The organism is Bacillus sp. A1 (assembly GCF_042296235.1).
In the GTDB taxonomy this organism is placed as follows: domain Bacteria; phylum Bacillota; class Bacilli; order Bacillales; family Bacillaceae; genus Bacillus; species Bacillus velezensis.
Genome location: NZ_CP141181.1, coordinates 1,180,070 through 1,199,640, shown reverse-complemented (window position 1 = coordinate 1,199,640; position 19,571 = coordinate 1,180,070). Strand labels below are relative to the sequence as shown.

At 47.3% G+C, this 19,571-nt stretch carries 26 protein-coding genes and 1 riboswitch; of the genes, 10 read left to right on the top strand and 16 right to left on the bottom strand.

Going from position 1 to position 19,571, the window contains the following annotated elements; all coding sequences use genetic code 11:
- Positions 1-101: 101 nt before the first annotated feature.
- The 3 genes from U2H13_RS06215 to U2H13_RS06205 are packed head-to-tail and all read left to right on the top strand — an operon-like array spanning position 102 to position 1,788.
- Entirely contained in the window at positions 102-335 is a 234-nt protein-coding gene (locus tag U2H13_RS06215; RefSeq protein ID WP_007409078.1) for an AbrB/MazE/SpoVT family DNA-binding domain-containing protein, read from the top strand.
- The gene (locus U2H13_RS06210) at positions 336-1,073 is read left to right on the top strand and encodes an ABC transporter ATP-binding protein (protein ID WP_376700738.1); all 738 of its coding nucleotides are present in this window, start codon (positions 336-338) and stop codon (positions 1,071-1,073) included. It abuts the gene before it with no gap.
- Positions 1,066-1,788 (top strand): ABC transporter permease, encoded by a 723-nt coding sequence (locus U2H13_RS06205; RefSeq protein WP_032874488.1) that lies wholly within the window; start codon positions 1,066-1,068, stop codon positions 1,786-1,788. Before U2H13_RS06210 ends, U2H13_RS06205 begins: the two co-directional genes overlap by 8 nt.
- A gap of 41 nt (positions 1,789-1,829) precedes the next feature.
- On the opposite strand, the gene bla is transcribed toward U2H13_RS06205, so the two are convergent.
- Both bla and U2H13_RS06195 read right to left on the bottom strand, forming a co-directional pair.
- A complete protein-coding gene (gene bla, locus U2H13_RS06200) occupies positions 1,830-2,579 on the bottom strand; it encodes a subclass B1 metallo-beta-lactamase (RefSeq protein ID WP_014417441.1) in 750 nt (249 codons plus the stop codon).
- Positions 2,580-2,647: 68 nt separating this feature from the next.
- Positions 2,648-2,902: a hypothetical protein gene (locus U2H13_RS06195; RefSeq protein ID WP_014417440.1), complete on the bottom strand. Its 255-nt coding sequence runs from the start codon at positions 2,900-2,902 to the stop codon at positions 2,648-2,650.
- A 120-nt stretch (positions 2,903-3,022) separates the two neighbouring features.
- On the opposite strand from U2H13_RS06195, the gene U2H13_RS06190 reads away from it, so the two are divergent.
- The gene (locus U2H13_RS06190; protein ID WP_110124648.1) at positions 3,023-5,308 is read left to right on the top strand and encodes an ATP-dependent helicase; all 2,286 of its coding nucleotides are present in this window, start codon (positions 3,023-3,025) and stop codon (positions 5,306-5,308) included.
- A gap of 68 nt (positions 5,309-5,376) precedes the next feature.
- Here the strand turns inward: U2H13_RS06190 and U2H13_RS06185 are convergent, their stop codons facing one another.
- The 4 genes from U2H13_RS06185 to U2H13_RS06170 all read right to left on the bottom strand — a co-directional run bounded on the left by U2H13_RS06185 (position 5,377) and on the right by U2H13_RS06170 (position 6,891).
- On the bottom strand, positions 5,377-5,631 hold the full coding sequence (locus tag U2H13_RS06185) for a stage VI sporulation protein F (RefSeq protein ID WP_003154986.1): 255 nt from the start codon (positions 5,629-5,631) through the stop codon (positions 5,377-5,379).
- Between the two features lie 166 nt (positions 5,632-5,797).
- The gene (locus tag U2H13_RS06180; RefSeq protein WP_007610678.1) at positions 5,798-5,959 is read right to left on the bottom strand and encodes a YjcZ family sporulation protein; all 162 of its coding nucleotides are present in this window, start codon (positions 5,957-5,959) and stop codon (positions 5,798-5,800) included.
- 91 nt (positions 5,960-6,050) lie between these two features.
- Positions 6,051-6,248, bottom strand: a complete 198-nt coding sequence (locus U2H13_RS06175; RefSeq protein WP_012117306.1) for a hypothetical protein — start codon at positions 6,246-6,248, stop codon at positions 6,051-6,053.
- A 286-nt stretch (positions 6,249-6,534) separates the two neighbouring features.
- Positions 6,535-6,891 (bottom strand): DUF1360 domain-containing protein, encoded by a 357-nt coding sequence (locus U2H13_RS06170; RefSeq protein WP_014417437.1) that lies wholly within the window; start codon positions 6,889-6,891, stop codon positions 6,535-6,537.
- Between the two features lie 170 nt (positions 6,892-7,061).
- On the opposite strand from U2H13_RS06170, the gene U2H13_RS06165 reads away from it, so the two are divergent.
- The 5 genes from U2H13_RS06165 to cotZ all read left to right on the top strand — a co-directional run bounded on the left by U2H13_RS06165 (position 7,062) and on the right by cotZ (position 9,615).
- The gene (locus tag U2H13_RS06165; protein ID WP_003154992.1) at positions 7,062-7,448 is read left to right on the top strand and encodes a spore coat protein; all 387 of its coding nucleotides are present in this window, start codon (positions 7,062-7,064) and stop codon (positions 7,446-7,448) included.
- A gap of 37 nt (positions 7,449-7,485) precedes the next feature.
- Positions 7,486-7,800 (top strand): spore coat protein, encoded by a 315-nt coding sequence (locus U2H13_RS06160; RefSeq protein WP_110124647.1) that lies wholly within the window; start codon positions 7,486-7,488, stop codon positions 7,798-7,800.
- A 92-nt stretch (positions 7,801-7,892) separates the two neighbouring features.
- On the top strand, positions 7,893-8,393 hold the full coding sequence (locus U2H13_RS06155) for a spore coat protein (protein WP_017417463.1): 501 nt from the start codon (positions 7,893-7,895) through the stop codon (positions 8,391-8,393).
- A gap of 150 nt (positions 8,394-8,543) precedes the next feature.
- Positions 8,544-9,026 carry a CotY/CotZ family spore coat protein gene (locus U2H13_RS06150; protein ID WP_029973132.1) on the top strand — a complete coding sequence of 161 codons (483 nt, stop codon included), beginning with the start codon at positions 8,544-8,546 and terminating at the stop codon, positions 9,024-9,026.
- 145 nt (positions 9,027-9,171) lie between these two features.
- The gene (gene cotZ / locus U2H13_RS06145) at positions 9,172-9,615 is read left to right on the top strand and encodes a spore coat protein CotZ (protein WP_021494994.1); all 444 of its coding nucleotides are present in this window, start codon (positions 9,172-9,174) and stop codon (positions 9,613-9,615) included.
- A gap of 58 nt (positions 9,616-9,673) precedes the next feature.
- Here the strand turns inward: cotZ and U2H13_RS06140 are convergent, their stop codons facing one another.
- From U2H13_RS06140 to U2H13_RS06095, 10 genes are all read right to left on the bottom strand, one after another.
- Positions 9,674-10,282 carry a CotO family spore coat protein gene (locus U2H13_RS06140; RefSeq protein WP_070081637.1) on the bottom strand — a complete coding sequence of 203 codons (609 nt, stop codon included), beginning with the start codon at positions 10,280-10,282 and terminating at the stop codon, positions 9,674-9,676.
- A gap of 97 nt (positions 10,283-10,379) precedes the next feature.
- Positions 10,380-11,156: an enoyl-ACP reductase FabI gene (fabI, locus tag U2H13_RS06135; RefSeq protein ID WP_003155001.1), complete on the bottom strand. Its 777-nt coding sequence runs from the start codon at positions 11,154-11,156 to the stop codon at positions 10,380-10,382.
- A gap of 130 nt (positions 11,157-11,286) precedes the next feature.
- Positions 11,287-12,099 (bottom strand): bifunctional hydroxymethylpyrimidine kinase/phosphomethylpyrimidine kinase, encoded by an 813-nt coding sequence (gene thiD, locus U2H13_RS06130; protein WP_014417432.1) that lies wholly within the window; start codon positions 12,097-12,099, stop codon positions 11,287-11,289.
- A 22-nt stretch (positions 12,100-12,121) separates the two neighbouring features.
- Positions 12,122-13,132, bottom strand: a complete 1,011-nt coding sequence (gene thiF / locus U2H13_RS06125; protein ID WP_021494992.1) for a thiazole biosynthesis adenylyltransferase ThiF — start codon at positions 13,130-13,132, stop codon at positions 12,122-12,124.
- Positions 13,129-13,899, bottom strand: a complete 771-nt coding sequence (thiG, locus tag U2H13_RS06120; RefSeq protein ID WP_088005363.1) for a thiazole synthase — start codon at positions 13,897-13,899, stop codon at positions 13,129-13,131. The genes thiF and thiG overlap by 4 nt, the downstream gene beginning before the upstream one ends.
- Positions 13,896-14,099: a sulfur carrier protein ThiS gene (gene thiS, locus U2H13_RS06115; RefSeq protein ID WP_003155008.1), complete on the bottom strand. Its 204-nt coding sequence runs from the start codon at positions 14,097-14,099 to the stop codon at positions 13,896-13,898. Before thiS ends, thiG begins: the two co-directional genes overlap by 4 nt.
- Positions 14,096-15,205, bottom strand: a complete 1,110-nt coding sequence (gene thiO, locus U2H13_RS06110) for a glycine oxidase ThiO (RefSeq protein ID WP_165408908.1) — start codon at positions 15,203-15,205, stop codon at positions 14,096-14,098. The genes thiS and thiO overlap by 4 nt, the downstream gene beginning before the upstream one ends.
- A complete protein-coding gene (gene tenI, locus U2H13_RS06105) occupies positions 15,189-15,806 on the bottom strand; it encodes a thiazole tautomerase TenI (RefSeq protein ID WP_061890947.1) in 618 nt (205 codons plus the stop codon). The genes thiO and tenI overlap by 17 nt, the downstream gene beginning before the upstream one ends.
- A complete protein-coding gene (gene tenA / locus U2H13_RS06100) occupies positions 15,784-16,491 on the bottom strand; it encodes a thiaminase II (protein WP_280146815.1) in 708 nt (235 codons plus the stop codon). Before tenA ends, tenI begins: the two co-directional genes overlap by 23 nt.
- An 87-nt stretch (positions 16,492-16,578) precedes the next feature.
- Positions 16,579-16,687: riboswitch (TPP riboswitch) on the bottom strand.
- 53 nt (positions 16,688-16,740) lie between these two features.
- Positions 16,741-18,585: a monovalent cation:proton antiporter family protein gene (locus U2H13_RS06095; protein WP_102421730.1), complete on the bottom strand. Its 1,845-nt coding sequence runs from the start codon at positions 18,583-18,585 to the stop codon at positions 16,741-16,743.
- A gap of 227 nt (positions 18,586-18,812) precedes the next feature.
- Between U2H13_RS06095 and prpE the strand changes: the two genes are divergently transcribed.
- Positions 18,813-19,562, top strand: a complete 750-nt coding sequence (gene prpE / locus U2H13_RS06090) for a bis(5'-nucleosyl)-tetraphosphatase PrpE (RefSeq protein WP_115940899.1) — start codon at positions 18,813-18,815, stop codon at positions 19,560-19,562.
- Positions 19,563-19,571: the final 9 nt, after the last annotated feature.

The window sequence follows — 19,571 nt, the reverse complement described above, 5'->3', positions numbered from 1 at the left end:
AAAATAATACTATTTCATGAATTTTATTGAATTTTATGGAAGGTTAATGTATGTTTAGTATACGAAGTATTACAATTCATACATTTCGGAGGGATATAAACATGACGGCACCAAAAGGAAAACACATATTCGGGACTGTTAAAGTGGGCACAAAAGGACAGATTGTCATTCCTAAAGAAGCAAGAGATGTTTTCGATATAAATCCGGGGGATTCTCTGCTTATGCTTGGGGATGACCAGCAAGGTATCGCACTTGTTAAACAAGAACTCTTTTTCGAATTTGCAAAAGATATTTTAAACGCTAAGCAAATCGATGAAGATAGCGAGGATGAGTAAATGCACGCGATTGAGCTGAAGCAATTAACGAAACATTATAAAGAAACCGCCGCCGTTGACCGTCTTAAGTTCTCAGTTGAGAAAGGGGAATTTTTCGCTTTACACGGTGAGAACGGAGCCGGAAAAACGACATTAATCAGTATGCTTTGCGGACTCCTTTCTCCGGATGATGGTGATGCATCAGTGCTTGGACACAGTATTTTGACTGATTTGGATAAAATAAAACCGAAATTGAATATGTCCCCGCAGGAAACAGCCATCGCTCCTCATCTAACCGTACGGGAAAACTTAGAGTTTATAGCCGGAGTCTACGGAATTCCGAAAAAAGAAGCAAAAAAAAGAACGGATGAGATGCTCGAATTGTTTCAATTAAAAGAGAAAGAAAGAGCAAAAACAAAAACATTATCAGGAGGAATGCAGCGCCGCCTCAGCATCGCAATGGGAATGATCACCAAGCCGGATATTTATTTCTTAGATGAGCCGACATTAGGGCTGGACGTCCGTTCACGCCGCGAGTTGTGGAAAAATCTTGAGGCATTAAAGGGAGACATGACGATTATTTTAACGACACACTATTTAGAAGAGGCTGAAGCCCTGGCAGATCGTATTTGCATTTTAGAAAATGGGACTTTAAAAGCACTGGGCACGGCGGAGGCTCTGAAAAAGCAAACTCATTCAGCCACATTTGAAGATGCCTTTTTAGCGATTTGTGACGGGGAGGCGGGTCTTTATGCTTGATTTCGCCATTCGCAACCGCAAAGAAATTTTTCGTGACCCCCTGTCTATTATCCTTGGAATCGCACTGCCTGTTATTCTATTGTTTCTGTTTACGGCGATTGAAAAAAATGCGCCGCTTGATACCTTTAAAATTCAGCACTTAGCACCCGGACTCATTGTTTTCGGTTTCGCTTTCCTTACAATGTTCTCTGCATTGCTGATCGCAAAAGACAAACAGACCGCCCTTTTGACCCGTTTGTTTGCTTCCCCTTTAAAAACAGCCGATTATGTCATCGGTTATGCAATGCCGATGCTGCCGTTAGCCATTTTACAAATCGTCATTTGTTTTATCGCAGCAGCGGCTGCCGGTTTATCCGCCGAGTGGATGAATCTTCTCGCAGGTATCGCTGTCTTGCTGCCGATTGCGATGATGTCCGTTTTCTTCGGTTTATGTTTAGGGGCTGTGTTTACGGACAAACAAATTTCAGGTATCGGAACGATTTATATTACACTCGTGCAATTTCTGGGCGGGGCTTGGATGGAGGTGAGCCTGCTCGGTGACACATTCAAACATATCGCTTATGCCTTACCGTTTATTCACTCGATCGAGCTGGCCCAGGAAGTCATATCCGGAGATTATTCTTCATTTCATCAGCATATTTGGCCGATAGCGGGATATACCGTTTTGGCGCTTGCACTTGCTTTCCTCAGTTTTATGAAAATCAGGAAGAGATAAAAAAAGCCGGCACTCCGTAATGGGAGCGCCGGTCTTCTTTATTACGTTTCTTTCAGAAGGCTTATCGTATGCGGCAGCAGACGGTCATCCCCCGGACTGCCATGGCCCGGGACGACAATGCTGATGTCCTGATATCTTTTCATGACTTTGCGGACGGCGCGCGGCCACTGATCCGGATAAAAGCCCGGAGTAGGCACGATTTCCTTTGTTTCTAAAGCCTTGATTAAGCATCCGCCGAATAAGAGCTTATCCTCAGGCAGCCAGACGGTCATATTGTCTTCCGTATGCCCTTTTCCCGGATAAAACGTTTCAATTTTCATATCGCCAAACTGCAGCTTTGTCACGTTTTTCAAATCTCCGAGCGGCCGGTCATATCCCTGCTGTCGGGCGAAGTCGGCGGTCAGCTTCGTGCTGTGCACCTTTACACCGTATTTGTACAGGGTGTTCAGACCGCCGATACGATCATCATGGGCGTGTGTCACAATGGCATCGGTCATCCTTTTTCCGGGAAACCGCTTTTTTATTTGTGTCATTAATTGCTCTGTGAGACTGTCATTCCACGGAGTATCAATCAGTACGATTCCTTTGGAAGTCTCAAGAAGCAATCCGTTCGCAGGGACGGGACTTCCGTCTGCCGTACCGATGCTTGTATGCATCCAAACATGCGGCGCCAGCTGTGTGAGAGTGACATCTTTTGCTGCGGAGCCATCCGCCGCATGTGCCGGTTTCATTCCGGCAGTAAAGAGGCCGAATAGAAATAACCCCGCAATTAATAATGAAAGCTTTCTCAAATTGAATCATTCCTTTCCGCATCTTTCATATATACGACTCAAAAAAACCCGGATATATCCGGGCTTTTTCACACGTATTGATTTATTAACCGGCCTTTTCCCATGATTTGCGGCAGACGGGAAAGAGAGCGCTTACGTTTTTCCTCAAGTACTTTCTTTTCTGCGGCTGCGGTGTTTTCCTGGCGGCGTTCCACCTCTCTGTACACCCTGTCATTGGCGAGGGCGGCTGCTTTCGTAATGCCGGCGTAATCAGGCTTATAACCCGCTGCCCGGTTTGCGTATTGAGAATACTGCTGGTTTTGAATCCGTCCCGCATAAATCATATGTACCCCTCCCCTTCGCTTTTCATTTCCCTTAATCTTACTTTTTGAAACGCGGTTCTTTTGTTATGATATTCTTTGTCTATCAAATGGATGAACACCTTTTAATGGGAGGACCCCTTTTTGAAATGCGCCCGACTGAATAACCGAACGATACATTTACATAAATATTCTAGAGAACATTACCAATTCCTTTTTGAAGAAGCTCAGAAAGGAAATATTTTTTGCGCACATTGTGAGCAGCCCGTCTTGATGCGGCTTTCGATTTTAGAGCAGCCGGCATTTTATCACCGGCAAAAGGGAGACTTCACCGCCTGTGAAAAAGCATGCGCGGCCGAGGAACCGCAAGCGGAGAAAGAAAAAGAAGAGTATAGGGAAGCCGGCATGTTCCGCCTGCCGAAAGGAAAAGCGATTTCAGAGAATCCGAAACCGATCGTCTCAGAATGGAAAAGCCCGAAAAAAGTGCCTGCGGCCGAACCGTTTTCACCAACATCCGAGGCGGCTGATACTTCTTTGTTCCCCGGCATCGGCCTGAACCGTGAACAGATGAAGGCAGTTACTGAAACGGACGGGCCTTTGTTAGTGCTTGCCGGAGCGGGAAGCGGAAAAACAAGGGTGCTGACAGCACGCGCCGCCCATATGATTGAACACCTCGGCATTTCACCTGAGAATATGCTGCTTGTGACCTTTACGACAAAAGCCGTCGCCGAAATGAAAGAGCGGATGGCGAATGAGTACGGTCTGGCAGCCGGAAAAGTCTCCCGTCTCGTGACCGGAACATTCCACAGCTTTTTCTATAAAATACTCTATCACTATGATTCTTCAAAATGGAACGGCAGCCAGCTTTTAAAAATGGAGTGGCAAAAAGAGCAATATGTGAAAAAGGCGCTCTATGAAGAAAATTTGGATGAAAAAGAGTTTCCCGTCGACCAGGCGCTTCAGCTTATCGGCTGCTGGAAAAACACGTATCTCCCCCATGAGACCATTCCGCTTGCGGACGACTGGGAGAAAAAAGTGTACAGGCTCTACGAACATTACGAACGGCAAAAGCGGGAAAAACGGCAATTTGATTTTGATGACATGGCCCAAGGCTGTTATGAACTGTTTCAAAGCCGGCCTGATATTCTCGCGCAGTACCAAAACAGATTTTCTCATATTTTGATTGATGAGTTTCAAGATATCAATCCTGTCCAGTACAACATTATGCAAATGATCGCAAGCCCTGAGAATAACCTGTGCTGCGTGGGTGATGACGACCAATCCATTTATGCATTCCGCGGCAGCAGCCCGTCTTTCATTTTAGATTTTCAAAAGGATTATCCGGCTGCAAAGACCATTTACTTAACGGCAAATTACCGATCGCCGCATCCGATCGTCTCAAGCGCTCATGCCGTCGTAAAGAAAAATAAAAAACGGTATGAAAAAACACTATCTGCCGTCAAAGACGGCGTTCACAATCCCGTGCTGTTTTATCCTTACGATGAAGAAGAAGAAGCGACCATGATCGTTTCGGATATGAAAGAGAAAATTCAAAACGGGGCGAGTCCTGACGATTTTGCCGTGCTTTACCGGACAAACAGCGCCGGACGGGCCATTTATGAAAGACTGCATCAATCATCGATTCCTTATCATGCCGACCGGGGCGTGCAGACGTTCTACAGCCGCAGAATCGTACGCCAGATCCTCGCCTACTTATATGCGAGTCAGAATGAAGATGATCCGGATGCGGTGAAAGACCTGCTGCCCGCCTTATTTTTAAAGCAATCCGCCCTGCAAACGTTAAAGGCGCTGTCAATCACGGAAGATTGCACGATGGTTAAGGCACTGACGAAACTGCCTGACCTGAAGCCTTTTCAAATAGGGAAGATCAAGCAGATCGTTCCGTTTTTCGCAAGCATCCGGACAATGAAGCCGGTTGAAGCCATCACCTTTGCAGAAAGCAAAATGGGTTTTTCCGAGTATTTAAAAAAACGGGGCAATGAGGGGAACAAACTGGAAAAAGGCTCTGATGATCTCAGGGATGTCAAAGTGGCCGCCAAAAAATTCAAAACGATTCCCGATTTTCTTGCGCATGTCGATCATATGCGCGCCGCTGAGAATCTGAAAACCGATGAAAACGGCGTCGAACTGCTGACCATTCACCGCTCTAAAGGTCTTGAATTCAATACGGTCTATATTTTAGGCGCGGCTGACGGCTCGATCCCCCATGACTTCGCGCTTGAGACGGCGAGACAGGGCGATCCCGCTCCGCTCGAAGAAGAAAGACGGCTTCTGTATGTCGCAATGACAAGGGCCATGCAGCATTTATATGTATCTTGTCCCGCGTACAGGCGGGGAAAAACAGCGCGCAGCTCAAGATTTCTCGAGCCCCTTCTTCGGACGGACAGACGGAGCGCACTCAGGATATAAAGAACCCGGCAGATCGCTGCCGGGTTCTTCTCACATAAAAAGGCCTTTTTAGCAAGGCCGGCTGATGCCTATTTATTGTTCAGCATTTTAGAAATGGTGCCAAAATCAAGTTTCTCTTTACCGCTTGTAATAGATTGAACGATTTTGTCTTCCAATTCTTTCGGAACACGCTTGTTAGCCAGCTGGGACACCTTCTGAATGACGCCTCTCACCGTGTTTTCATCTTTGAAATTGGCATTTTGCAATGATCCTGCAAGGTTCATGACATCCTTCATGCTGACGCCTGTTTTCTTCTCAATATTTTTGAAAAATTGATTATCCATGGTGTGCCTCCTTTTGTGGAGTAATACGATATTGTATGAATAAAGAGCGGAACATGTGCCCGTAAGACAAGGAAAAAATTCCGAGTGCCCCGTCTCTATACTCCTTCATACATCAGGGAAGCACGGGACTGAACGGTCCCGCGCTTATCCAAGGTCTTGCTAAGGTTTAGCCAAAAAAGGATGCACCGACAATGATCAGAAGGATGAACAATACGACAACAAGAACAAATGTTGAGCCGTATCCGCCTCCGACATAGCCGCCTCCGTATCCGCCGCAGCCGCCATAACCGCCGTAGCCGCCGCCGAATCCGCCATATCCGAATCCCATATCTAAGCACCTCCTTTACTCTCTATACTCTATGTGAGCCGACTTGTTTGGCTTGGATAAATGCATAGGGCCGGTGCGGATTTCATTCATTTTAGTGAGAATGCTCATTTTTCTTCAGTTTTGCTTCTGTTTCGGCGGCAAACACATCTATCCATTCCTCAAAGCGCGATCCCGCTTCATCAAACTCAGACAGCTGCTTTTCAATAGATAAGATATATTTGTCATGCTCCCGCTGGTTTTGATTGTGCCGGCGGTATTTACCGTTTATGAATGATTCAAATATATTCATAACATCCCCTCCTTCTATGATCTATGCCGAACAGAGGCCGGCGTTCGGCAAAAAACAAAAAAACCGGAAGTTCCGGTTTTTTAGAAAACGGCTATTTCGGTTTTTTCTTTTGGCCGCAGCCGCAGCCTTTTTTCTTAATTTTTTTTTCGTAAGGCTGATGCACAGTTGACTTGTATGGAGAATGTTGGGAAGGTTTGCTTGATTGATTCATGGTGATCCTTCCTTTCCTTATGTCATATATGCCAGTTTATGCCGAAAGTGACGGTAAGTTGCTGGTGGAACCGCCTTATTCCTGCAGAAGACGAGAAACCGCAGCTTCAATGATCCCGGCCGCGCCGGCGATGGCTAACAGCAAAATCAGCCATTGCGCAGCCTCGGGTACCACAATCTGGGCCGCAATTAAAAAGGCGGCGCACCACACGCCCGTACACCAGTAGCAGCTGAGAAGTTCACCGATAAATGCCCTGATGCCTTTTCCTTTTATGACAATGTAGGTTTCTGTCGTGCCGTCTGGTGCGGTTTCTGTTTTTTCCTCGTGAAAAAGGCTCCGAAGCGGCGCCATAATGGTGTCAAATACGAAAAGCCTGGCCAGCCGGAAAACGGCAAACGATAACAGAATAAATGAAAGCCAATTGATAACCACCTGTTCACTCCTTTTCAAAACTTGACCTCTTTATACATATGCGAAAACCCTGATCTTCATGAATCGCACCTTGTCCGGTAAAAAAATAGGTGCGGTTTAGTTGTTTTTCTTATTCCGCTCGGCGTTTCATTTGCATTATATAAAGTATGAATGAGAAAGGAGTGAAGGTTATGTCGTTTGAAGAAAAAGTCGAAACACTGCAACCGCAAATATACGAACAATTATCCAACGAATTCGAGCAGACGATCGAAGTGATTGATTGCGAAAATGTCACAATAGATACAACACATATAACGGCCGCTCTTTCTATACAAGCCTCAGTTACTACGGCGATTATCCTCGCGACACAGCTCGCGATCGCAGATGAAGACACAGCCGACCAAATCGCAACCGAACTGCTGATCCTGGATGATTGCCAAATAAAAAAGAGGACCGTCATTCAAGTCCTGAACAGCCGCAATATTAAAATCACACTGACAGCAGACGATATCATGGCCTTTGTACAAATTTTGTTTCAATTATTAAATATACTTTTTGCTGAACTAGACATCCTTTAACCTTTCTTTTCAAATATTTAATCAGAGGTGAGAACAAATGGCAGATAACGAAAAATTAAAAAAAGAACTCGAAAATCTACCAGAAGTGGATCCGCTTTTAAAAGTGCTTGTCAGCAATGTCTTCAAAAAACACGGCGTGACAAAGGATAAAATGCGGGATATCCCTGATGAAGAAAAAGAAATGCTGATCGCATTAGTCAAAGACATGCAGGCAAAAACAGAAGCTTTTCTTGAAAGCCAGAAACAGAAAAAAGAGCAGGAAAAAGCGCAAGAACAGCAGTCAACCCCGAAAACCCGCAGAGAACAATTAATCGAACAGCTCCGGCAAAGACGCCAAAATCCCGGTCAATAACTAAAAAATAGTGATTTTTATCAGGATAAATGCCTGAGTCAAAGTAAGGGGCCGGTTCATTTAATAATAGTAAAAGAAAAGGAGGAATAGATATGGAAAGCAGACCATACTCTTGGGTTGCACTTGATCCTGAATGCGAACATCCGCGAGAAGAAAAAGAAGAAAAAGAAGGCAGAAGATGCAGTGTTTGCTGTAACGGAAACGGATTCGGCGAAGATAATGCCTTCCTTGACCAAGACCTGGCTCAGGCGAATATCAACAAACAAGTTTCTGAAGAAGCGATTATTATCAGAGACTCTTGTGATATTAACGTGACGTCAACAGACGTTCAAGCAGTCGCTTCAGTCATGACAGCGATTAATGCAGCAGTCGTAACGGCCACTCTCACTTCAATCGCTGACGGAGTCATCGCTGAATTGGTCGCACAAGACTTATTGCAGCTAACAGCTAACAAACAAATCAACCGTCAAAAACTGCTCATCGAAAACTCCCGCGGTGTAAACGTGACAACAGTAGATGCCGATATCGCAGTGTTGATCTCAACAGCAACAAATTTACTGATTGCTGTCTTAGTCATCACCCTTGTCCTCTAAAAAGAAAAAGCAGAGCTAAAAATGCTCTGCTTTTTCTTATTTTCTCCGCATATGATGAATATATAGACGTTCACCCACACCAAGTGAGGCTCGCGTACATATGTTGTTAAAGACAAAAGTCAAATACCCTAAAAGAAGGAGCTGAAATCCATGAGCTGCGGAAAACACCATGGCCGAGATGAAAGTTGTGTATGCGATGCAGTCGAGAAGATTTTAGCAGAACAAGAGGCTGTTGAAGAACAATGCCCGACTGGATGCTATACCAATCTGTTAAGCCCGACGGTTACCGGTAAAGATACCATCCCGTTTCTCTTGTTTGATAAAAAGGGCGGTTTGTTCTCCACATTCGGGAACGTCGGAGGATTTGCGGATGACAGCCAGTGCTTCGAGTCTATTTTCTTCCGGGCAGAAAGAGTTTGTGATTGCTGCGCAACGCTTTCAGTATTGCGCCCCGTAGATGTGCACGGCGACACCCTCAGCGTCTGCCATCCTTGTGACCCGGATTTCTTCGGTTTAGAAAAAACAGATTTTTGCATTGAAGTTGATCTGAGCTGCTTCAGCGCCATTCAATGCCTTTCACCGGAGCTTGTTGACCGGCCTGCGCCGCACAAAGAGAAAAAGCATCACGGATAGTCATTGATTCGCATCTTTCCTAAAGAAGAATCCCCTTCCAACCTTCTATTACAGATGCAATCATCAGCCCGCCCGGACTTCCGGGCGGCTGACTCTCCGATATCGTTTAATCCGGTATATAAAACGTGAAGTCAGGAGGGATATTTTGAGCAAGCATACAACATACTGTGTGCGTGAAGCGGTAGAAAATATTGAAGACCTGCAAAATGCGGTCGAGGAAGATTGCCCGACCGGATGCTATTCCAACCTTTTATCGCCGGGTTTTTCATTAGGCGATACAGTTCCGTTTGTGCTTTTCACTTCTAAATCATCACCGTTTACCGCATTCGGAAATGTCGGCGAGCTGGATAACGGTCCGTGTTTTAACACCGTTTTTTTCAGAGTTGAAAGGGTCTGTGACGGCTGTGCCACATTAAGCCTGCTTATTGCTTTTGACGAGCATAAGCACATTCTTGATTTTACAGATAAAGACTCTCTCTGCGATGTATTCCGTTTAGAAAAAACGAACTATTGCGTTGAAGTCGATCTCCATAGCTTCTGCGCCATCAATTGCCTGAACCCGAGACTGATCAACCGCACACATTCTTAAATCAAAAAGCATAAAAATAAGCTGCCGGATTAAAGAATTCAGGCAGCTTTTTGTATGGTTAAAATCCAAGCGGATGCAGCGAGGTAATATCGTCTATTGCGAGTTCTGCCGGCGCTCCGTTGCTTGTCGTCCGCAGGAAGATCGCATTATTTTTTCTGCCGACGATTACGCCTCTGTAGGTTTTCCCGTTGGCTTCTATCAGACAAAGGGTCCGCGGCATATTATGCGGCAGCTTCGTTAAGAAATCAATTTTTTCAAGAATGGACATTCTGCTCATCGGCTTTTTCACGCGCTTTGGCGGAACCTTTTCCTCTGGGGCGGCATTGTGAACCGCTTCAGGCTCTTTTTCAGCGGCATCAGGCTCTTTTTTAGCCGCGTCAGGCTTGGCAGTGTCCTGCTCCGCTTGCGCCGGAACTTCTTGAACGGCTTCTTCTGAGCGGCTGTGCTGTTCAGGTACTTGCTTTTCTGGTTCGACAGCCACTGCTCCTTCAGGCTGAGTTTTACATTCTTCCTCCCGCTTTCCATGCATCGGCTCTTCTTCCGGCGGCTGCGGCGCTTTCCTTTTTTTGATTAATATGTCCTGCATTGATGATTGCGTGTCTGAATAATCCGCCTGAACAATATACATGAGCGGTTTTTTTTCCGCGTTTCTGTTTTGTTTTGACATCTTCATCCCTCCGATTCTGTCATGTTTTATTTATATGACGGAATGATTAAAATCAGAAGAAAGAAAAAAGCAATCCCTGAAAGGGACTGCTTGTTATTTAACGTGCGGTAATGTGGAATCCTGAATCCACGTGAAGATTTTCGCCCGTGATGCCTCTTGACAGGTCACTGAACAAGAATGCAGCCGTGTCGCCCACTTCTTCAGGTGTTGTCGTGCGGCGCAGCGGCGCGCGCTCTTCAATTTCTTTCAGGATAGAGTTGAAATCACTGATTCCTTTTGCAGACAGCGTACGGATCGGCCCTGCTGAAATGCTGTTGACGCGGATGTTTTCTTTTCCTAAGTCAGCGGCTAAATATCTCACGCTCGCATCAAGAGACGCTTTTGCCACACCCATTACGTTATAGTTTGAAACGACGCGCTCTCCGCCGAGGTAAGTGAGTGTAACGATGCTTCCGCCTTCAGTCATAATCGGACGCGCCGCTTTTGCGACCGCTGTCAGAGAGTAAGAACTGATGTTATGCGCAAGCAGGAATCCTTCGCGGTTCGTATTTAAATATTCGCCGACAAGCTCTTCTTTGTTTGCGAACGCGATGCAGTGCGCGATGCCGTGAATCACGCCGACCTGCTCTTTAATGCTCGCAAAGCAAGTTTCGATCTCAGCGTCATTTGTCACATCACACGGAAGGATGATGGAATCATTTCTTTCTAATGTAGCCGCAAGGTCATGAACTGATTTTTCCAAGCGCTCTCCCGCGTAAGTGAAAATGAGGCGCGCTCCGGCTTCATGCAGCGAACGGGCGATTCCCCATGCGATACTGCGTTTATTGGCAACGCCCATCACAACGATGTTGCGGCCTTCAAGTGAGAAATTCATATGTATAAAGCCTCCTGTAATCGTCTTAAAGACATAGTTTTAGTACCTGATCTTAATTTTTATCATATCATAACCTTGTCCAGATTGAAAGCATGGGAAAAAGACCGCGGATGTTGAAGCGGTCTCTTTTTTATCTCGTCTGCAGACTGTTCCTTTTAAAGGCAAAATGATTGGTCGGGCCGTGTCCCTCTCCGATGCCGAGCGTATGTTCCACGGCTTCCCGCACAAAATTGACGGCTGTCTCAAACGCGGTCTGAATGTTTTTCCCCTTTGCCGTTTCCGCCGTCAGCGCGGCTGCGAACGTGCAGCCTGTTCCGTGGGTGTGTTTCGTGTCAATATAAGCGTGGCTGATTTGGGTAAAAGACGAACCGTCAAATAATAAATCAACGATTCTCCCCTGTTCAGGCTGATGTCCGCCTTTTATGATGACATGCTTTGCACCAAGCTTGCAAAGGCATTCGGCCGCTTTTTTCCGGTCCTCAAACGTGCGGATTTCCATTCCCGTCAATACCTCAGCTTCCGGAACATTCGGCGTCACCGCATAGCTGCGCGGAATTAACAGCTCTTTTAACGCGGCCTGAGATTCCTCACGCAGCAGGGAAGCGCCTCCTTTGGCAATCATGACGGGGTCGGTGATGACATGATCAAGCCCGTACTGATCCGTTTTTTCCGCAATTTCCGCAATCATTTCCGCGCTCCACAGCATTCCCGTTTTTACAGCGTCAGGCCGCAAATCTTCCGCCACCGCGTCAATCTGGCTGCCCAGCGCTTCCCGGGTGAGCGGATAAATGCCGTGAACGCCCAAAGTGTTCTGGGCGGTTACCGCTGTAATGGCTGACATCCCGAAAACGCCGAGCTCCTGAAAGGTTTTGAGATCCGCCTGTATACCGGCGCCGCCTCCTGAATCTGATCCGGCAATCGTCAATGCTTTGCATATGCTCATGATGTTCTTCTCTCCTTTCGCATTATCCGATCCATTTATGATAAAAAGATTTCGCTCTGCTGATATCACTTGTGCCGTGTATTAATGCTCTGCCGTCACGAAACAGAACCATCTTGAACTTGTCTGTGCAAAACGAAATTAAATACGGGTTGGCTGAAACATCAAGCCCTGTCCGTCTGAGCTGTCCCGCAAGTTTTTGCAGATCAAACTGTTCGGAGATCCCCGTTCTGATCTGCACCGTGTTCCGCCCGCACAGAACCGCCGCTTTTGTCTGATTTTCATAGGATAAAAACGGAAAATCGTTTGTGCCGCAGCTTGGGCAATCAGCCGACTTAAGACGGGCGACGTTTATTTCTGACCGTTCATTTTTCCATAAATCAAAGGAACGGAGAACATGCTCGATAGATCCGCCCGTTAACAGCTTCAGCGCATCTGCTGCCTGAAAAACGGCCGTCTGCAATACAGCCGGGCTGATGATTCCCGCCGTATCGCATGTCATACCGCCTAAAGGCAATGTCTCAAGCAGACAGTGAAGGCACGGCGTGACACCGGGAATGACGGTAAAAGAGAGCCCGTAGCTGCCGACACAGGCGCCGTACAGAAAGGGAATCCCTTTCTGCACAGCCGCATCGTTCACAATCAGTCTCGTTTCAAAGTTGTCGGCGGCATCCACGATGAGGGAGGCGTCACGAATCAATCCGGGTGCGTTTTCCGCAGTAACATCCATGACAAATCCCTCGACCTCTACATCGCTATTTATAGATCGAAGCCGTTTTTCAGCCGCCGCGGCTTTCGGCATTTCCTGTCTGACATCGTCTTCGGTATAAAGCTGCTGGCGCTGGAGATTACTCCACTCCACATAATCTCTGTCAGCGATGGTTACCTTCCCGACCCCTGCTCTGACAAGCATCTCCGCACTTGCCGTCCCAAGCGCACCCGCGCCGATAATCACGGCATGAGACGACCGGAGCTTCTCTTGGCCGGAGGGACCGATCGGCTGAAACAGCTCCTGTCTGGAATATCTGTCCGTCATACCGGAAGGCCGTCTCGCGGACTGCTTGCAGTTCCGTAATCTTTCACCGGAATTCTCCCGGCTTCATAAGAAAGACGGCCCGCTTCTACGGCAAGCTTCATCGCCCGGGCCATTTTGACCGGATCATCAGCGCCTGATACAGCGGTATTTAACAGCACGCCGTCAGCCCCGAGCTCCATCGCGTAGGCGGCGTCTTTTGAAGATCCAACGCCGGCATCGACAATGACCGGCACCTTCGCCTGTTCAATGATAAAAGAAAGATTCAGCGGATTTAAAATTCCCTGACCGGAACCGATCGGCGAAGCGCCCGGCATAATGGCATGCACTCCGAGCTCCTCAAGACGTCTTGCGAGCACGACATCGTCTGACGTATACGGAAGCACGATAAATCCCTCTTCGAGCAGCTGTTCTGATGCTTTCAGCGTTTCAACCGGATCAGGCAAAAGTGACCGGCTGCATCCGATGACTTCTACTTTTATCATGTCACAAAGCCCTGAAGCTTTGGCAAGCCTTGCGATTCGGACCGCCTCTTCAGCCGTTGCGGCGCCGGCCGTATTCGGCAGAAGCGTGTATTTAGACAAGTCAAGCTGTTCGAGAAAGTTAGGCTGAGACTCTTCAAAGATGTTCATCCGCCGCACCGCAAAGGTTAAAATATCTGATTCCGAGACGGCCACCGCCTCTTTCTGAATCTCAAAACTCGGATATTTTCCCGTTCCTAACAGCAATCTTGACCGAAACTGTTTTCCGCCTATTGTTAACATCCTCATCCGCCTCCTACAAAATGGACAATTTCTATGACATCGCGGTCACACAAACTTGTATTTTCATAATTCTTTTTTTCAATGATTTCTTTATTTCTCTCCACAACCACGATTCTTTGATCAAGCTGGTACGATTCAAGCAAATCCTGAACCGTCCCCTCTTTTCGATTCCAATCAATTTGTTTTCCGTTCAGCTGAAGGATCATATATGAACAGCCTCCTTGCGATCGATTCGAAACGCTTCTTCCCATTCCCGTTTGACTTGTTGCCCCAAGATCATATCCCGCACCATTACAGCCGTTGCCGGCGCCAACAGGATGCCGTTCCGAAAATGGCCGGCGGCGAAGATGATGCCGCTGTCTTCAGGATGCCGCCCGATAAACGGCTTGCCGTCTTTTGTTCCCGGCCTGAGCCCCGCCCAAAACCGGTCTATTTTCATATGTTCGATGGCGGGAAGCATGGTTTTCGCTTTTGCAATGACGGCCTCAATTCCTCCGATGTCAGGCGTATCGCTCCAGTCACCCTGTTTCATCGTGGCTCCGATGACAAGCCGGCCGCTTTTTCTCGGGACGACATAACAATGATCATGGTAAAGGGTTTTGGTCAGCGGGGTATCGTCATTCCACACGGAAAGGCATTCTCCTTTCACAGGAAAAAAAGGCTGTCCCAAGCCGAGCTGGCTGAAAAACCGGCCGCTCCATACACCGCTTGCAACTGCAACTTTGTCAGCATAAACATCCCCGCCGGACGTTGTGATGCAGTATTCTCCGTTCACCCGTTTTACGGAAGTGACTTGTGTATGCTCATATATGTCAGCGCCATAGCGCCGCGCCCCTTTTGCATACGCTTTGCAAACATAGTACGGTTCGACATGGACATCGTCTTTTATAAAACTGGCGCCGAGAATGTCTTTTGAAGCGTAAGGCTCTTTTTCAAGGGCATCTTCCGCTGAAAGCCAAGTGACGGAAGGCAGATCATCCATCTTCCGTAAACGGGCGATATCTTCTTCGGTATACGCCAGTTTAAGCATTCCGCCGTTATGGCGCCTGATGTCAATGCCGCAAACTTCCTCAAGCTCTTGCCCCGCCGCTTCATACAGCCTTTGACTGTGCATGGCAAAATCAAAAAACGCATCCCGTTTTTCACATTCCGCATGAGCGCCCAGCATTCCCGCGGCAGCGCTTGTCGTTTTTCGGCCGACTTCTCCGGCTTCAAACAAGACAACGTTCTGCTGCGTCTTCGCCAGCTCATAAGAAATGGCGCACCCGATAATTCCGCCGCCGATCACCGCCGTATCATAGTGTTTCTTCATAATCGGCCTCCCTTACCGCGCGTGCATACCGTTTTGCCGCCTCCTCAGGATTTTCAGCTGAGAAAATGCCTGACATGACGGCAATTCCGTCCGGCTTCGCCTGCTTTGTGTGTCCGATCGTCTGCAGTGTCATTCCGCCGATTGCGATAACGGGGATGGAAAGCGTGCGTTTGATCTCTGAAAGCAGGCTGATGCCTCTTGCTTCAAGTCCTTGTTTACATTCGGTTTCAAATATATGGCCGAACACCACATAGTCCGCATCTTCCTTTTCAGCTTGGATGGCTTCTTCCAGCGAATGGACCGAACGTCCGATATGAAGATGGGGAAATCTGCTTCGCACCTGCTTTACGGAAAAGCTGCGGGACGGAAGCTGAACACGGTGTATGTTGGCAAAAAGCGCGATATCCGCCCTGTCATTGATGATCAATTTGTCCTTATCCGCTCCGCCCTTTTTCAAAAGGGACAAAAGCTGCATGATCTCTCCCGCTGTTTTATCCCGCTCACGGATATGGATAAAGCTCACTTCGCGCTGAATCGATAGAATATCCTCGGCCAGCTCGGCAACGGGTTTGCGATTATCAGTTACCGCGTGCAGCTCCAAGGGATTCCACCTCTTTTCCGTCCTTCTCGGACCAGCCTTCTTTTTGATAAGCCATTCCCCAAAATTGATATTCATAATAGCTTGAAATCACAAAATTCTCTTTCATTTTCGCGCGGATTTCCTCTGTGCTGTTTTCAGCAATCTCGTCAAAACGGCTGATCTGTTCTTCGACCTGCTGTCTGAACCAGTCTCCGCCGTATGTACCGATCCATTTTTCATAAATCGGATGCTCCGGTTTGCACTCTTTTAGGTGTTCGCCGACTTCATAATAAAGCCAATAACAGGGCAGAAGCGCAGCTAATATTTCTCCAAAATTCCCGCTCATCACCGATCTGTACATATGAGACGTATAAGAATAGGCGGTCGGTGCCGGTTTAAATGCCGCACGCTCTTCTTCCGTAATTCCTAAAAGCTCCGTAAACTCGCGGTGCAGCGCCATTTCCGCTTCATATGTCCCTTGAGCGTGGCCCGCCATCCTGCCCGTCGTAAACAAGTCTTCGGCATATGCGGCGCCGAACGCCTGAACTTTTGCAAAATGCGTCAAATAGTAGGAATCTTGCAGCACGTAATAGCTGAAACGGTCTATCGGCAGGCTTCCGTCACCGATTCCCGTTACAAACGGATGAACAAAACTTCCGTCCCACCATTCGGTTGCCGCCTGTCTGCATTCTTCAGAAAATGTCATCATGTCTTCCCCCCTGATAAAATAAAAAAACCACTTTCCCGCATCGGAAAAGTGGTTTGGAATTTAAATGGATAAAAGGAACCCCAAAAAAATACCGCTCCACTTCCCTACGCAGGTCTGAACCTGTTCAAGTTATGAGGGTCTAAAAGTCTCACTTTTATCTCAGCCCTTTTGAAGGACACCCCTAGTGGTCATACGATTAATGATTTATTTGTTATGCCTTCTATATTATCACGAATTGGAATTTGGTCAAGCTTCAAGGACTTTTCTCAGTTCTGACACGTAGTTGCGCGAGCCCGTGACGATGAGACGGTCTCCTGTTTTCAGCCGCGTGTCTCCGTGCGGAACGATGCTGTCCACACCTCTGAAAATCCGGACGAAAATCACATCGCCCATCAGCGGAAATTCCCGCAGAATGATGCCGTTATACGCCGGGTTTTCCAGATTGATCTGATATAACGAAGACTCCTCATTCGTCAGGAGGCTCATCACGCCCGGCGCCTCAATTAACGCGCGCAGCAGCGTTTTTGTAGACAGAAGGATAGAAAAAATACTGATGCCCTCTTCTTTCAGTTTTGTTTCATGCTCAACCGAGCCGACGCTTGCGATGATACGCTCAGTCCCTTTCTCTTTCGCTAGTAAGGCGATTTCAGCGTTCACATCTTCATTTCCCGTCGCCACGACAAGAATATCCGTTTTAAAAATACCGTGCGACTCAAGCGTGCCGGGCTCGTAATCAGAAATCGTGTCAACCGAAAAAACGGATTCCGCAAGCGTTTCCCCGGCATTTTCCTGATACACATGGACGACCCGTACTTCATATTCCTCCTCTGGCAATTCCAGCGTAACCGGGAGCGTCATTTGGTTGGCGCCGATAAATGTGATGCGCTTTTTTTCCTGCGGCGCGCTTTGCCGTTTGAATAATTTCTTAAAGCCGATCGGCGTGATGATGCTGGCAATAACCGCAACTAAAGTCAGCGCGCCGGACATATTGGCGCTGATAATGTGGAGCCTTTCTCCGATCGTAGCCGCCGCGATAACAAGCGACAGCGTGGACGTCAGCAAAAAGCCCGAAGCAAACACGGTTCTTTTGTCATACCATTTCTTTAAGTAAAACACCGGGAACATTTTGCTGATAAACAGCGCAAGCAGAAGCAGCGGAATCATCGTTAATGTTTTCGGATCTTGGAAAAGCGTCCAAATGTCCAATTTCACCCCGACCATGACGAAAAAGATCGGAATTAAAAACCCGTATCCGAATGAATCCAGCTGTTCCACCATTTCTTTATTCGGAGACAGAAGCGATACCAGAACGCCTGCCAAAAACGCGCCGAGAATATTTTCCGCCCCGAGAGATTCCGATAAAGCGACAAGCACGATAATCAGTGTGAAAATGGCCCGCGTGCCGATCTGCACGGTGCCTTTAGACATCGACTGCACAAATGAACGGTGTTTAAAGATCCTGCCGAAGAAATACAGCACGACCCCCGCGGCAAAAAGAATCAACAGAAGCCACATATTTCCGCTGTCTTCTCCGTAAAGAGAAGAGAAAAAAGCGAGCAGAATCATCGTAGCCAAGTCCGCGATAACGGCGACAAGCAGGATAATCTGGCCGATATTGGAGTTCATGATCCGTTCTTCCTTTAAAGTCGGGACCACTACACCGAGTGATATCGTCGAAATAATAAGCGTCATTAAAAATGCGTTTTGTATAAAACCGGCTAATACAAAGGCATAGGACAGCAGCAATGATAAAATAAAGATGCCGAAAAAGATAATCAGTGCGGCAGAAAACGTGTTGGGCGCTTCCTTGCCATTCGGAAGGAATTGTTTTTTCTTCCCTTTCTCAAATGAAGAAAAATCAATTTCCAAGCCGCTTAAAAACATTAAAAAGATAAAGCCGAGAACAGACAGCGTCTCCAGCCACGTGTCTCCCTGAACGACAAGATTCAGGCCGCTTTTTCCGATAATAAGCCCCATGATGATCTCCGCGACGACGACGGGGATGCTGAGCTTAAACCGATGTAAAAGGAGCGGCGTCAAAAAAGCGACGATCAGAACGACGACTAAAGATGCGACTGATGTGTGTTCCATTCGTAAATACCTCCTTAAAACAAGGGTTATAAAAGCCCGCTTTAAGCGGGCGAAACCTTACTTTTTTTTAAAAACATAACGCATATTCTAACAAGGCTGACCGCGAAAAAAAAGTGATAAGGCTTTATTTCTTTAATTCTTTTTTAATTTGTGCAAAAACAGCGTAATTAGGTATAGGAATTAGCCCCATAATAAATAAAAAACCGTTAATAAGGAGGCTGACACGAATGGCTTATGACATCATCAGCGATATACACGGATGTTATGACGAAATGATCGCGTTAATGCAAAAGCTCGGATATGAAGTGAAAGACGGAACGCCCGTTCATTCTGAAGGCAGGACGCTTGTCTTTGCGGGGGATTTAACGGACAGAGGCCCAAAATCCGTAGAAGTGATGCGCTTTGTGGCAAAAGCATATGAAAAAGGAGCCGTCCGTTATGTCCCGGGAAATCATTGCAACAAACTGTATCGTTACTTAAAAGGAAACCCCGTAAAAGTGATGCACGGACTGGAAACGACGGCAGCCGAACTGAAAGAGCTGTCTCCCGCCGACAGAATGGAAGTCTCCAGACAATTCATCCGATTATATGAGTCAGCGCCGCTTTATGACATTTTACATAATGGCGATCTCGTTGTCGCCCACGCCGGCATAAAAGCTGACGATATCGGTAAATACTCGCGTAAGGTAAAAGAATTTGTTCTGTACGGCGATATCACGGGTGAAACGTATCCCGACGGCAGACCCGTCAGAAGAGACTGGGCCGCCGCTTATGAAGGCAAGGCATGGATTGTTTACGGCCATACCCCGGTAAAACGCCCCCGGATCGTCAACCGTACGATCAACATTGATACAGGCTGCGTCTTCGGCAATCAGCTGACAGGCTTTCGCTTTCCGGAGCATGAAACCGTCTCTGTGGAAAGCTCAATGCCCTATGAGGCTTCACGATTTCGCGAAGATCACGGCAGGCAGGCATGAAAAAAAGCT